Annotated in this window: 13 protein-coding genes; 8 read left to right on the forward strand and 5 right to left on the reverse strand. The window is 56.0% G+C overall.

Annotation, left to right across the window (positions count from 1 at the left end):
* Positions 1–62 precede the first annotated feature (62 nt).
* Positions 63–1568, forward strand: coding sequence for a sugar ABC transporter ATP-binding protein (locus tag DWZ82_RS04590; protein ID WP_118360288.1), 1506 nt, complete (start codon positions 63–65; stop codon positions 1566–1568).
* Positions 1561–2544, forward strand: a complete 984-nt coding sequence (locus DWZ82_RS04595) for an ABC transporter permease (protein ID WP_118479114.1) — start codon at positions 1561–1563, stop codon at positions 2542–2544. Before DWZ82_RS04590 ends, DWZ82_RS04595 begins: the two co-directional genes overlap by 8 nt.
* Positions 2545–2830: 286 nt before the next feature.
* Here the strand turns inward: DWZ82_RS04595 and DWZ82_RS04600 are convergent, their stop codons facing one another.
* Positions 2831–3847, reverse strand: a complete 1017-nt coding sequence (locus tag DWZ82_RS04600) for a LacI family DNA-binding transcriptional regulator (protein ID WP_118479116.1) — start codon at positions 3845–3847, stop codon at positions 2831–2833.
* A gap of 299 nt (positions 3848–4146) precedes the next feature.
* Between DWZ82_RS04600 and DWZ82_RS04605 the strand changes: the two genes are divergently transcribed.
* Entirely contained in the window at positions 4147–5154 is a 1008-nt protein-coding gene (locus tag DWZ82_RS04605) for a Gfo/Idh/MocA family protein (protein ID WP_118479118.1), read from the forward strand.
* Positions 5155–5250: 96 nt separating this feature from the next.
* On the opposite strand, the gene DWZ82_RS04610 is transcribed toward DWZ82_RS04605, so the two are convergent.
* Positions 5251–5853 (reverse strand): hypothetical protein, encoded by a 603-nt coding sequence (locus DWZ82_RS04610; RefSeq protein WP_117750901.1) that lies wholly within the window; start codon positions 5851–5853, stop codon positions 5251–5253.
* A 98-nt stretch (positions 5854–5951) separates the two neighbouring features.
* Complete coding sequence (locus tag DWZ82_RS04615) at positions 5952–6971, reverse strand: Gfo/Idh/MocA family protein (protein ID WP_117750902.1); 1020 nt, start codon at positions 6969–6971, stop codon at positions 5952–5954.
* Between the two features lie 303 nt (positions 6972–7274).
* On the opposite strand from DWZ82_RS04615, the gene hrcA reads away from it, so the two are divergent.
* The 5 genes from hrcA (at position 7275) to DWZ82_RS15975 (ending at position 12390) form a co-directional block, all read left to right on the forward strand.
* Positions 7275–8321, forward strand: a complete 1047-nt coding sequence (gene hrcA, locus DWZ82_RS04620) for a heat-inducible transcriptional repressor HrcA (protein WP_158557228.1) — start codon at positions 7275–7277, stop codon at positions 8319–8321.
* A 28-nt stretch (positions 8322–8349) separates the two neighbouring features.
* Positions 8350–8877: a nucleotide exchange factor GrpE gene (gene grpE / locus DWZ82_RS04625; protein WP_116705396.1), complete on the forward strand. Its 528-nt coding sequence runs from the start codon at positions 8350–8352 to the stop codon at positions 8875–8877.
* Between the two features lie 56 nt (positions 8878–8933).
* Positions 8934–10781 carry a molecular chaperone DnaK gene (gene dnaK, locus DWZ82_RS04630; RefSeq protein WP_118479120.1) on the forward strand — a complete coding sequence of 616 codons (1848 nt, stop codon included), beginning with the start codon at positions 8934–8936 and terminating at the stop codon, positions 10779–10781.
* Positions 10782–10947: 166 nt separating this feature from the next.
* Positions 10948–12099 (forward strand): molecular chaperone DnaJ, encoded by a 1152-nt coding sequence (gene dnaJ / locus DWZ82_RS04635; protein ID WP_118360297.1) that lies wholly within the window; start codon positions 10948–10950, stop codon positions 12097–12099.
* A 132-nt stretch (positions 12100–12231) separates the two neighbouring features.
* Entirely contained in the window at positions 12232–12390 is a 159-nt protein-coding gene (locus DWZ82_RS15975; protein ID WP_442861216.1) for a hypothetical protein, read from the forward strand.
* A 220-nt stretch (positions 12391–12610) separates the two neighbouring features.
* Here DWZ82_RS15975 and ribH read toward each other — a convergent pair whose 3' ends face one another.
* Together ribH and DWZ82_RS04650 are read right to left on the reverse strand one after the other, a co-directional pair.
* On the reverse strand, positions 12611–13072 hold the full coding sequence (ribH, locus tag DWZ82_RS04645; protein ID WP_118479122.1) for a 6,7-dimethyl-8-ribityllumazine synthase: 462 nt from the start codon (positions 13070–13072) through the stop codon (positions 12611–12613).
* 80 nt (positions 13073–13152) lie between these two features.
* Positions 13153–14361, reverse strand: coding sequence for a bifunctional 3,4-dihydroxy-2-butanone-4-phosphate synthase/GTP cyclohydrolase II (locus DWZ82_RS04650; RefSeq protein ID WP_117491331.1), 1209 nt, complete (start codon positions 14359–14361; stop codon positions 13153–13155).
* Between the last annotated feature and the right edge of the window lies 1 nt (position 14362).

Genomic DNA, 14362 nt, shown 5'->3' on the forward strand with positions numbered 1-14362 from the left:
TGAACCGAGAACAGTTTACTTTGTCCCGCACTTCATCTCGGAGAAGAAAAGGTGATATGCAAATGAGTGAATACGTAGTAGAACTGAAAAACGCGACCAAGCGTTTTCCGGGCGTAGTGGCTCTGAAAAACATGCAGCTTTCCGTCAAGCCGGGCGAGATCCTCGGCCTGATCGGTGAGAACGGCGCAGGCAAATCTACGCTGATCAAGGTGCTGACTGGTGTACATCAGGCAGACGAGGGTCAGATTTTCGTAGACGGCGTTGAGCAGCATTTTAAGGACCCGAACGATTCGGCAGCGGCTGGCATCGCGTGCGTATATCAGGAGCTTAACATTGAGAAGCTGCTGAGCATTACTGACAACATTTTCATCAACAAGTGGATTAAAAAGGGTACTCTGCTGGATTACCCGACCATGCACAAAAAGGCAAAGGAAGTTATGGCTTCGCTCGGTCAGGACGTAGATCCGACCAAGCCGGCAGGTAACTTTGGTATGGGCGTACAGCAGATGATCGAGATCGCAAAGGCGGTTCTGATCAACGCAAAAATGATTATTATGGACGAGCCGACCTCCTCTCTGGGCGAGAAAGAGGTTGAGCAGCTGATGAAGACGTGCCGTGAACTGAAGGCACGCGGCATCGGCATCGTCTTTGTATCCCATAAGCTGGAGGAGCTGTTCGAGCTGTGCGACCGCGTTGAGGTTATCCGTGACGGTGAGTTCATCGCAACCAAGCCGATCGATCAGTGGGATAATGACTCCCTGATCACCGCAATGGTAGGTCGTTCACTGGACAACCAGTTCCCGAAGGAATTCGGCACCAAGTCCAAGGAGCCGATGCTTGAGGTTGACAGCGTTGTTGAGGCAGGCGTCCTGAACAATGTATCCTTCAAGGCATACGGCGGACAGATTCTGGGCTTTGCAGGTCTGGTCGGCGCCGGCCGTACCGAGATTATGCGCGCGATTTTCGGCGCAGATCCGATCGACAGCGGCAAGATCAAGATCAAGGGCAAGGAAGTATCGATTAAGTCTCCGCGTCAGGCTATCAAGCATGGCATCGCGTTCCTCACCGAGGACCGTAAGGGACAGGGTCTGGTACTGGCTCAGACCATTCGCACCAACCTGATTCTTGCTAACATGAAGGGCTTCTCTTCGGGCTTGTTCCTGAACGAAAAGAAGATTCTCGAGGCAGGCGAGCAGAACATTGCGTCGCTGCGCATCAAGACCCCGTCGATCGACGAGATCGTAGGCCAGCTGTCCGGTGGTAACCAGCAGAAGGTCGTAATCGGCAAGTGGGTCAACACGGATGCAGAGATCTTTATCTTTGACGAACCGACCCGTGGTATCGACGTCGGCGCAAAGGTCGAGGTGTACAATGTAATGAACAGCCTTGTCAAGCAGGGCAAGTGCGTTATCATGGTATCTTCGGAAATGCCTGAGATCCTCGGCATGTCCGACCGCGTAATCGTAATGCGCGGCGGCGAAGTAATGGCCGAAGTAGACCGTGACAGCGAACATTTCAATCAGGAAGACCTTATGAAGGCAGCTTGGGGAGGTAAATTAGATGACTAAATCGAAGAAATCCAGCAGTTTGATGTCTTATGCTGGTACTTTTGGCGCACTGGTAATCCTTTGTGTAGTTCTGGCGATCGCTTCGCCGAACTTCTTTAAGTATTCCAACATGATGTCTGTTCTTAAGCAGACCTCGTTCAATGCACTGGTATCCACCGGTATGCTGCTCTGCCTGATCACCGCCGGCATCGACCTGTCCGTAGGTGCGAACGCAACGTTCGCTGCCTGCCTTGCCGGTATGCTGGTTAACAAGGGCATGAACAACCCGGTTCTGCTGCTGGTTGTTGCCATCGTTGGCGGCACCCTGATCGGCTGGATCAACGGTATGCTTCTTACCCGTCTGCACCTGCCGCATCCGTTCGTATCTACCCTCGGTATGAAGAACGTACTGTGGGGCGGTGCGCTGATCATCACCAACTCTCAGATGGTATCCTTCTCCGGTAACGATGCAGTTATGTGGCTGGGCTCCAAGACCTTTGGCGGCTTCCCGGTATCCTTCATCGTAGTAATCGTTATCTACATCATCATGCACATCCTGCTCACCAAGACCGCTCTGGGCCGTTCCATCTACTGTGTAGGCGGCAACCCGGAAGCAGCTCGTCTGTCCGGTATCAACTCCGCTAACGTGCTGACCTTCTGCTACACCCTGTCCGGTTTCATGGCAGCTCTGGCTGGTATCGTTTCCATCGGTCGTTCCGGTATCTGCAACGGCGTTAACGCAATCCAGCCGTACGATACTGACGCAATCGCAGCCTGCATCATCGGCGGCGCATCCTTCATGGGCGGCAAGGGCACCATGGTTGGTACCATGCTCGGCGCGCTGATCATTGCTGTTCTGCGTAACGGCTTCTCCCTGCTGTCCGTTTCTTCGGCAGTACAGAACCTCGTACTCGGCCTGGTTATCATCGGCGCCGTACTGCTCGACGTTACCCGTGAGCGCATGGCTGCTAAGGCTCGCCGTCTGGCTGCTAAGTAATCAGTCCACGCATATCAAACAAAAAAAGAGTCGCTGTAAAGCGGCTCTTTTTTGTTGTGGAAAACCCTTTTTCGATTTGCGGAACGGCGGAGTTGCCGTCTGCGGACGGCGGGAACGTGCCGCACGCGCGGCAGGCTCGGCGGCCTGGAGGTCTATCGGGTGAAAGTGCGGCGTGTCAGCGCCGCACAATTTGTTCGGTCAGATGGTAGGATTTTCTATCAATAGATGCAAATGGACGAAAATCGTTACAAATTCTCCGCTCTCAACTCCCCACTCTGAACGCAGTTTACAGCATTTCCTGCGTGATCAACCGCAGATCGGTATAATACAGCTCCCGTTTGGGCTGCACGCCGCGCAGCAGCATTTGATACATCGCCAACACGGCGTGGAACGATTCCTGCGAGAATGACTGACCGATCACGAAATCCACCGTTCCCTCGCGCAGATACCGCTTCGCGGTTGGCGTGAGGTCGTTGCAGACGATATGCGGACGGGTGGTGCGCCGCGCTTTTCGGATGCCCGCGATGCAGCTGGAGAGCGGCTGGCAGGCCATATAGACGGCGTGCAGGCGACTGTCGGCCTGAAGCGCCTGCGCGACGAGTTCACCGGTGAGTTCAGGCATTTCGTTGGTTTCGATCACGCGGTAGGCATCTTCGGAGAAGCCCAGCTCGAGCAGACGGCGGCAAAAGCCGTCCACGCGGCCTTTGTGGGCCTCCATACGCAGATTTCCGGTGACAATGAGAACGTGCTCGGGCGGGCGGATGAGCCGCGCCATGACACCGGCGGCGATAGCGCCTGCGCGGACAAGATCCTGTCCGGCGTGGCACAGACGGCCGCTGTGCGGCACATCGGCATCATAGGTGATGACTGTCACGCCTTGCTGCACTGCCTGCTCGATGGCGGCGCGGACCTCCGGCGTATTTTCGGCACGGATGATGAGTCCGTCCACGCCGGAACGAATTTGTTCGTCCATCGCGCGGAGCAGCTCCTGCATGGTCATGGTGCGCAGCGGCTGCTCGGTCAGTATAAACGCCGGATCGGCGATATAGCGCAGCGCCTTGCGAATGCCGCTGACGATCTGTCGATTGAAGTGGCCGTCCGTCCATTGCGGAATGAGAATAGCCGCTTGCCTGCAATCTGCCGATTTCGGCGGCACTGGAGGCTGATAGCCGAGTTTTTCTGCGGCACGGACAACTTTTTCGCGTATCATCGGATTGACGTTGGGGCGTCCGTGCAGCACACGGTCCACCGTGCCGCGCGACACACCGGACAGCTCTGCGATTTTTTGTATGGTAACTGCCATTGACACATTCTCCTTTTCTACTTCAAAGTATAGGGGAGAGCAGCGCTGACGTCAAGTATAACTACGCACAGTGCACAATCAAAAATGCACTGTCATCTGCTTTTGAGACTTCATTTTGCCATAAATTTGCGGTGCTTTTTTAGGCAGGCTACCAATGTTTTGGTGGGACGGTTGACCGTGACGGCGGGATTGCGGTACAATGTATGCAATGAAGAAAAAAGTGTGAAAAAACGTGGGAATCCGCGAATATTAACGAGATTTTAAGTGATTATTCTTGCTGTTAAAAGGAGAGGATCAGCATGCTGAATATTGGTGTTATCGGCTGCGGCGCAATCGGCCGCGATCACATTCGACGCTTGACGGACCTTGTTCCGGGCTGTCAGGTTGTTGCCTGTGCAGACTATTTTGAAGAAGCTGCGATTAAGGTTGCGGCGCAGTATGAAGGCATGAAGGCATACAAGACCGGCGAGGAGCTGATCGCAGCACCGGAGGTGCAGGCGGTCGTTATCACCTCGTCCGACCCGAGCCACGCAGGCTATGTGCTCGAGGCTCTCAAAGCGGGCAAGCAGGTGTTCTGCGAGAAGCCGCTGGCACAGAGTGCCGCCGACTGCGAGAAAATCATCGCGGCCGAGACTGCACACGGCAAGCGTCTGGTACAGGTCGGCTTTATGCGCCACTATGACCGCGGCTATGCCGAGATGAAGCGCATCATCGACTCCGGCGAGCTGGGTGCACCGCTGATGATTCACGCGTGTCACCGCAACGTGTCTCAGCCGGACGGCTTCCAGACCGAGATGGGCGTTTCCAACGTTGCAATCCATGAGCTGGATATCTGTCGTTGGCTGCTCGGTGACGAGTATAAGAACGGTCAGGTGCTCAAGGTGCGCCAGTCCGCGTGCTCTACCAAGGGTTATGACAACCCGCAGATCGTGCTGCTGGAAACCCAGTCCGGTGCGCGTATTGACGTAGAGGTTCAGGTTGCGGACGCTTACGGTTACGACATCCAGTGTCAGGTCGTCTGCGAGAAGGGCACAGTCAACCTGCCTGATCCGTATGCGGTTGTCAAGCGCTCGAACGCAACCCGTTCGTTCCCGATCCTGACCGACTGGAAGGACCGTTTTATTGAAGCCTATGACATTGAGCTGACCCATTGGGTCAAGACCCTCGAGGAGAAGGGTGAGCCGGATGGTCCGTCCGCATGGGACGGCTACGCTGCCTGCGTTGCAGCAGACACGCTCAACCGTTCCCGCGGCACGAATCAGTTCCTGCCGATCGAGATGATGGATAAACCTGCTCTCTACAAATAATCTCTCATATAAAAGAAAAAGGACCGCTTAAGCGGTCTTTTTTCGCGTTTGCAGAAGTATTTGATATCTTATGGGCGACATAATCTCGTGCCGCAGTTATGCAATCTCGCTCTTGCGAGCGGCGCGGACGAACAGTCCGAGCACGATCAGGCAGAAACACTTAGAAAAGAGCGAAATCGAGGTTTTGAGCGCGCTGTCCAGCAGGACGGCGGCAATATCGCAGATCAGCGGCACGAAAAAGCACAGTCGGATCAGGCGGGACGGATAATCATAGCCGCGTTCCGCGCGAAGCGCCTCCAATCCGGTATACAGAAAGAACTGGGAAACGTACAGGCAAATCACGCCCGCCATGACTACCAGACTCATCACCGTGATGACCGCGGCAGAGTTATAGGGCGGTCGGTCGGTCAGCGCTATCAGAAGCGAGATCAGTCCGACAACGGCTGCGCAGACGCTGATAATGTTGACAGTGAAGGCGCGGTGCAGACGGTCGGACAGCTTGCCGAGCTGATAGAACGGATAAAACTGTGCGACTGCGGCAGCGAGTGCGAGAATATTAGATAACGTGATTTGACCGGCTTCACCGCTGAACAATACGACCGGCAGGTCGATCACGCTGAACAGCACATTCAGAGCATTGAACAGCCAGAACAGCAGCAGCCAGCGGTACGCGGGAGCATTAGGGTTAGCATTCGTCATAGACTCTACCTCCTTTCCATTATCATAGCAGAGAAGATGGAAATGTGCAAGAAAAAGCAGAGCCTTTCGGCTCTGCTTTTGTGCGATTTTACAATATATTAATACTGTACCTGAACCGGCTTGCCGGAGTGGAACGAATCCGTAATCGCGTAGGTAACGAGGGTAGCCTTGGTGCCGTCGTAAACGGTCAGTTCGGGCTTGCGGTCCTTCTGGATGCAGTCGATGAAGTCGACCATTTCCAACAGGTATGCTTCTGCGAAACGCTGCGGGAAGTTCTCGATGATCTCCTGACGGGCGCCGTACTGGTCGTATACCATAACGCGGTCTTTCCACGGTACACCGGCAACGCGGATATGCGCCTCGGTGCCGACGATTTCGGTCTCGGTGTGGTAGCCGTGCGGTGCAGTGCGGCCAACGTGCAGGAAAGCGACCGTGCCATTATCAAACTTGAGCATTGCCATGCCGGTTTCGGTGTCACCGTTCTCGGCAAACTCGGGGTGCTTGAAGTTGGTGCCTGCGGCGTAAACCTCGGTAACCTCACCGCCGAGGAACCAGCGCATCAGGTCGATATCGTGGGAAGCGGCGTCGATGAAGATGCCGCCCGAGGTCTTGGAGAACTTGATGCAGCTCTCGACCAGTGCTTCCGGGTCCAGACCGGTAGCCTTTACCAGATACGGCTTGCCGATGCGGCCTGCGTCGATCTGTGCCTTTGCATCCGCGTAGGACGGATCGTAGCGGCGCATAAAGCCAAGGAAGAAGATCTTGTCCGGGTGACGTTCAACGGCAGCCTCAGCGCGCTTGCACTCCTCAAGCGAGCAGCCGAGCGGCTTGTCGGTGAAGACGTGCTTGCCTGCATCGAGCGCGTACTCGATCATCCAGCAGTGCTCCGGAGAGGAGGAGACGATAACGACAGCTTCAATGTCTGCCTCGTCAACCATTTTCTTGTAGTCCGTGGTGGTGTACTCTACCTTGAGGTAGTCCTTTGCCCAGTCCAGCTCCTTCTGCACGAGCGAGCAGGCAGCGACCAGCTTGCAGCCGGGAATCTTGAACGCGAGATTCTGCGCGTGTACCGAACCGAGACGGCCCAAACCAACGATGCCAACTTTGATTTCCTTCATGTTTGTTCTCCTTTTTATAGAGCGGATTTTCTCTCTACGGCAATCGAACGATTGCCTGTCTCTCTCATAGTAATTCTATCACTGCGTGGACGCGAACGCAAGGAAAAACGACCAAATCAGAGCATTTTTCATACGGTGAAAATTGACATTTCAGCACTCGGCAGACGAGTGTGATAAAATTCCGACCATCATTTCATAAATTGTTCACAAACAGCACTTGACTTTGTCCGTATGTGGTGGTAAATTAAGTTTAGCACTCGGGGAGATGGAGTGCTAACAACCGAAAGAAAGGAGTCTGCTTCGGTGGAGCTTTCGGAACGTAAAAAGCAAATACTCAAAGCCATTATCGGCGATTACATCCGCACGGCTGAGCCGGTCGGCTCCAAGGCATTGACCGAGGGACACGAGCTGCCGTTCTCGTCCGCCACCATCCGCAATGAGATGAGTGAACTGGAGGACATGGGCTACCTCGAAAAGCCGCACACCTCTGCGGGACGAATCCCCTCACCGCAGGGTTATCGACTGTATGTGGATGAACTGATGGAGCGTCCGGCCGACAATGCGGAGGACGGAAACGCACTGCAGAACAGCGTGCTTACCAAGGTACGCGAGCTTGACCACCTCATTCAGGAGGCCGGCAAGCTGCTCACCAGTCTGACGAATTACGCGTCGGTTGCTATCACACCGGCCATGACACAGATCGCCATCCGGCAGTTTGAGATCATCGCAGTCGATAAGATGAATTTCGTAATCGTAGTAGTTACGGATTCGGGCACGGTCAAGAATAAAATGGTCCGCACGGTGGCTGAGGTCTCCAAGGATGAGGCCGAGCTGCTCACCTATGTGCTCAACCAGACGCTGACCGGACTGCCGCTCTCGAGCATCACCGCAGAGCGATTCGACATTGTGCGCCGCGCCGCGGGATTGACCGCGCTGCTCGCTCCGGTAGCCGAGTACATCGCAGAGCTGATCACCGAGCTGAGCGACCAGAAGGTTTACCTCGACGGTGCCAGCAAGCTGCTTCGTTTTCCGGAGTACCGCGATACGAAAAAGGCGCAGACGCTGCTCGATTACATGGAGGACGACCGCAAGCACCTGCTGCCGGCCACCCGCAAGATCGACGGCATCCAGTTCTTCATCGGACCGGAAAACGGCGAAAACCCGCTGAGTGAAACCTCGGCGATCTACGCAAAATACGATATCGGTAAGATCGGTCAGGGCGCGATCGGCATCGTGGGTCCGACCCGCATGGATTACGCCAAGCTGTCTGCACAGCTCAGCCGCTTCGCAAAAGGGCTGAACAAACTGATCGCCGAGACATTTTTAGATGAAAAAGACGGAAATCACTGATTTCCTGTAAACGGAGGCACAAAACGACATGAGCAAAAAGACAAAGCCGGAGGCGGAAGAGCAGGAGCAGGTAAAGACCGAGGCTCCCGCAGAGGAGACCGCCAAGGCTGAAGCAAAGCCCGCGACGGACTGGGAAGCCAAGTATAACGACCTGAACGATCGTTATCTCCGCATGGCGGCGGAGTACGACAACTTCCGCAAGCGCAGCCAGCGCGAGCGCGAGCAGGCGTACACCGATGCAGTCAGCCGCGCCGTAACCGCACTGCTGCCGACCTACGATAACCTCGAGCGGGCGCTCAAGGCAGAGACCGCCGACACCGAATATAAAAAGGGTGTCGAGCTGACCATGACGCAGCTGACCGAAAGCCTCAAGGGCATTAACGTCACCGTCATCGACGCTGCCGCAGGCACCGCATTCGATCCGAACTTCCACAACGCGGTTATGCACGTTGAGGATGAAAACCTCGGTGAGAATGTCATCGCGGAAACCTTCCAGCAGGGCTTCCAGATTGGCGATAAGGTTATTCGCCATGCGATGGTGAAGGTTGCAAACTGATTACTAACTGCTAATTAAAGTAAACAAAATCCTATCATTTAAGGAGTGTATTTATTATGGGTAAGATCATTGGTATTGACCTTGGTACGACGAACTCTTGTGTATCTGTTATGGAGGGCGGCGAAGCCGTAGTCATCCCTAACGCTGAGGGTGCGCGCACCACTCCGTCTGTTGTTGCATTTTCTAAGGACGGCGAGCGTATGATCGGTCAGGTCGCTAAGCGCCAGGCTGTAACCAACGCAGACCGCACCATTATTTCCATCAAGCGCCACATGGGCACCGACTACCGCGTAAACATCGACGGCAAGCCGTACTCCCCGCAGGAGATTTCCGCTATGATCCTGCAGAAGCTGAAGGCTGACGCAGAAGCATACCTCGGCCAGCCGGTAAATCAGGCGGTCATCACCGTTCCGGCTTACTTCTCCGACTCGCAGCGTCAGGCTACCAAGGATGCTGGCAAGATCGCAGGTCTGGAAGTTCTGCGTATCATCAACGAGCCGACCGCTGCTGCACTGGCTTACGGCGTAGATAAGGAATCCGAGCAGAAGATCATGGTATACGACCTCGGCGGCGGTACGTTCGATGTATCCATCCTGGATATCGGCGAGGGCGTTCTGGAGGTTCTGTCCACCGCAGGTGATACCCACCTCGGCGGCGATGACTTCGACCAGCGCATCATCGACTGGATGGTTGACGAGTTCAAGAAGTCCAACGGCATTGACCTGTCGAACGACCGTATGGCTATGCAGCGCCTGAAGGAAGCTGCTGAGAAGGCAAAGATTGAACTGTCCGGCATGAGCCAGACCTCCATCAACCAGCCGTATATCACCGCTGATGCTACCGGCCCGAAGCACCTCGAGCTGACCCTGACCCGTGCAAAGTTCAACGAGCTGACCGCAGACCTCGTTGAGCGCACCATGGGTCCGGTTCGTCAGGCTATGAGCGACGCTGGTCTGTCCGCTTCTGATCTGTCCAAGGTCCTGCTGGTTGGCGGTTCCACCCGTATCCCGGCTGTACAGGAGGCTGTTAAGGGCATCACCGGCAAGGAAGGCTTCAAGGGCATCAATCCGGACGAGTGCGTAGCAATCGGCGCATCCATCCAGGGCGGCGTACTTGGCGGCGAGGTCAAGGACGTGCTGCTGCTCGACGTAACTCCGCTGTCCCTCGGTATTGAGACCCTCGGCGGCGTATGCACCAAGCTGATCGACCGCAACACCACCATCCCGACCAAGAAGAGCCAGATCTTCTCCACCGCAGCTGACAACCAGCCGTCCGTTGAGATTCACGTTCTGCAGGGCGAGCGCGAGATGGCTGCAGGCAACAAGACCCTCGGCCGCTTCACCCTCGACGGCATCGCTCCGGCACCGCGCGGTATTCCTCAGATCGAAGTTACCTTCGATATCGACGCAAACGGCATCGTAAACGTATCTGCTAAGGACCTCGGCACCGGCAAGGAGCAGAAGATCACCATCACTGCATCCACCAATCTGTCTCAGGATGAGATCGACAAGGCAATGCACGAGGCTGAGCAGTACGCTGAGCAGGATAAGAAGAACAAGGAAGCAGTTGAGGTTCGCAACAACGCTGAGCAGCTGGTATTCCAGTCTGAGAAGGCACTGACCGATCTGGGCGACAAGCTGTCCGCAGATGAGAAGGCAGGCGTTCAGGCTGAGATCGAAAAGGTTAAGGAAGCGCTCAAGGGCACCGATACCGATATGATCAAGGCTGCAACCGAGGGCCTGTCTAAGAAGTTCTCCGATCTGGCCGGCAAGATCTATCAGCAGCAGGCACCGCAGGGCGACCCGAACATGGGCGGCGCTCAGGGTGCAGGCGCTCAGGGCGGCCAGCAGGGCGACTTTGTAGACGCTGACTTCACCGAGGTTAAGGACGACGACAACAAGTAATAACAGATAGGAGTTAGGAAGTAGGAGTTAGGAGTTATGGCTGCCGGTTTTCGGCAGAGTGCAGCGAGATTGCACGGTATCAAAACTCCTGTCTCCTCACTCCTATCTCCTCACTAAGAGAAGGCGCGCTTCGGTGCGCCTATCCCTGTGTATAGGATGATTTTTTATGGCTGATAAAAGAGATTATTATGAAGTGCTCGGCGTACAGAAGGGCGCAAGTGATGATGAGCTGAAAAAGGCATACCGCAAGCTGGCGCGCAAGTACCACCCGGACCTCAACAAGGATAATCCGGAGGCTGCGGATAAGTTCAAGGAAGCAAACGAAGCGTACGAAGTGCTGTCCGACAAGGAGAAGCGCGCCAAGTACGATCAGTTCGGCTTTGCCGGCGTTGACCCGAGCTACGGCGGCGGTGCCGGTGCCGGCGGCTTCGGCGGCGGCTTTGATATGGGCGATCTGGGCGACCTGTTCGGTTCGTTCTTCGGCGGCGGCTTTGGCGGCGGACGGTCGTCCCGCCGTAATGCACCGCAGCGCGGCGAATCCATCCGTCAGACGGTGATCCTGTCCTTCGAGGAAGCCGCATTCGGCTGTGAAAAGGAGATCACGGTCGAGCGCATTGAATCCTGTGACGACTGCGGCGGCACAGGTGCCGCAAAGGGCACCACGGCGGAGACCTGTCCGAACTGCCGTGGCACCGGCGTTGTTACGCAGACCCAGCGCACGCCGCTCGGCATGTTCCAGACGCAGGGCGCCTGCCCGAACTGCCGCGGCACCGGCAAGATCATCAAGAAGCCGTGTCCGAAGTGCGGCGGTCAGGGCCGTGTTCGCAAGACCCGCAAGTTCAAGGTCAACATTCCGGCAGGTATCGACGATGGTCAGTCCATCCAGCAGCGCGGTCAGGGCAATGCAGGCGTGAACGGCGGTCCCGCAGGCGATCTGTTCGTAACGGTTGCCATCCGTCCGCATCCGATCTTTACCCGCAACGGCTCGGATGTACATGTCGATATTCCGATTTCGTTCGCACAGGCCGCACTCGGCGATACGCTGCAGGTGCCGACCATCGACGGCCGCATCGAGTACAAGATTCCGGAAGGCACGCAGACCGGCACGACGTTCCGCATGCGCGGCAAGGGCATTCAGAATGTCAACGGCCGTGGTCGCGGCGACCAGTATGTCCGCGTAAACATCGAGGTGCCGAAGAACCTGTCCGAAAAGCAGAAAAAGCTGCTGCGTGAGTTCGAGGAAACGTCCACGGACGAGAATCAGGTAAAGCGCAAGAGCTTCTGGGATAAGGTAAAGGACGCACTCAAGGATAAATAATTAAAGGAGCATTGCTTTTTGAACGAATTCGGTAAACTGGAGCTTGTGCGCTGACCGGGAGGTCGGCTGTGCAGGAATCCGTAAACCACCTCCCCAAAGGACGAAAATATCGACTTTTTAGGAGGAATTCCCATGAATCGGGAGAATAAACGCAAGCAATATCAAAAGGGTTATTACAAAACGCATGCCTGCGACGACAGCTTCACCTGTAGGGTGTGCGGCCGTCCGGTCGTACCCGCAGGTGCGGTGTACTGCACTCTAACCGCGCAGCGGCGGACGATAACCCGATGAAGCTGATGTCCATCGCCATGAAGCCGGTGGCGTTCCCACCGTTCCCGCTGGAGCGGATTGAGGAGCTGACCGCGCTCATGGGCGGAGAAGGCTCGGTAGAATAAAGAAAACCACCCGGGATTTTCTCGGGTGGTTTTTCGTCTGCAGGAGGAAAATAGAATTGAGGATGGTAAATAAAAATGCTCTCTGAATCATCAGAGAGCATTTTTTTTGCACAATTTTAGAGCTGCGGCAGCAGGTTTGCCAGTTCGAGAGCGGCAATCGCTGCATCGGCGCCCTTGTTGCCGGCCTTGGTGCCTGCGCGCTCGATGGCCTGCTCGATGTTCTCGGTGGTAACCACACCGAAGGTCACCGGCACACCGGTCTGCAGGTTGACCTGTGCAATGCCCTTGGCAGCCTCGTTGCACACGAGGTCGTAGTGGCTGGTCGAGCCGCGGATAACCGCGCCGAGGCAGATAACTGCATCATACTTGCCGCTCTGCGCCAGCTTCTGCGCCGCCAGCGGGATCTCAAACGCGCCGGGAACCCATACGAGCGTGATGTCGTCGGTGTCTACACCGTGGCGCACCAGCGTGTCCTCCGCGCCGGAGATCAGCTTGGAAACGATAAATTCGTTGAAACGCGAACCAACGATCGCAAACTTGCCCTTGGTTGCTACTAACTTGCCTTCGAGTACCTTCATCTTAAAATCTTCCTTTCAATATGGTGAACAGATATATTGCAGGGCGAGGTGAGGTCATCCCGCCCTGCGGGATAGATTGATTACAATGTTTCACTAAAGAGGTGACCCATCTTAATTTTCTTGGTTCTGAGATAGAACGCGTCGTCCTTCTGCGGTGCGATCTCGATCGGTACGCGCTCGGTGATCTCTACGCCGAAGCCGTCCAGACCGTAAATCTTCTCCGGATTATTGGTCAGCAGGCGCAGCTCCTTTGCGCCGAGGTCCTGCAGAATCTGAGCGCCGATCCAGTATTCACGCAGGTCGGGCGCAAAGCCGAGCTTTACGTTTGCCTCGACTGTATCGAAGCCCTTTTCCTGCAGTTCATACGCCTTCAGCTTGTTGATCAGACCGATTCCGCGGCCTTCCTGGCGCATATAGAGCAGCACGCCGCGGCCTTCCTTGTCGATCTGCTGCATGGCTGCCGCCAGCTGCTGACCGCAGTCGCACCGGCGGGAACCGAACACGTCGCCGGTCAGGCACTCGGAGTGTACGCGGCAGAGCAGGTTCTTGCCATCGCCGATCTCTCCCTTGACGAGCGCAACGTGGTGCTCGCCGGTCAGGTCGTTGACGTAGCCGTAGATGCGGAACTCACCGAAACGGGTGGGCATTTTCGCACAGGCTTCGCGGACAACGTGCTTATCATGACGGCGGCAGTAGTCCTGCAGGTCCTTGATGGTGATGATCTTGAGACCCCATTCCTTGGCCTTCTCCATCAGCTCGGGCGTGCGCATCATCGTGCCGTCATCGCGCATGATCTCACAGCACAGACCGCACTGCTCGAGTCCGGCCAGACGGCACAGATCGACAGTCGCCTCGGTGTGGCCGTTGCGGGTCAGCACACCGCCGCGGCGTGCAACAAGCGGGAAAACGTGTCCCGGACGGCGGAGCTCCTCCGGCTTGGTGTGGATATCCGCACATTTGCGGCAGGTAAAGCCGCGTTCCTCGGCGGAAATGCCGGTCGTGGTGTCCACATGGTCGATGGAGACCGTGAACGCGGTGTGGTGGTTGTCGGTGTTGACCTTTACCATCTGCTCCAGACCGAGACGGAGTGCAACCTGCTCACTCATCGGTGTGCAGATCAGGCCCTTGGCATGGGTCGCCATGAAGTTGACGTTCTCGGTCGTGGCGAACTGTGCGGCGCAGATGAGGTCGCCCTCGTTCTCACGGTCCGGGTCGTCGATGGTGAGGATGAGGTGTCCGGCGCGAAGCTCTTCGAGCGCTTCTTCAACTGTATTGAACTGATATTCCATA

The sequence above is a fragment of the Butyricicoccus sp. AF35-5AC genome (assembly GCF_003477715.1).
GTDB classification, from domain to species: domain Bacteria; phylum Bacillota; class Clostridia; order Oscillospirales; family Butyricicoccaceae; genus Agathobaculum; species Agathobaculum butyriciproducens.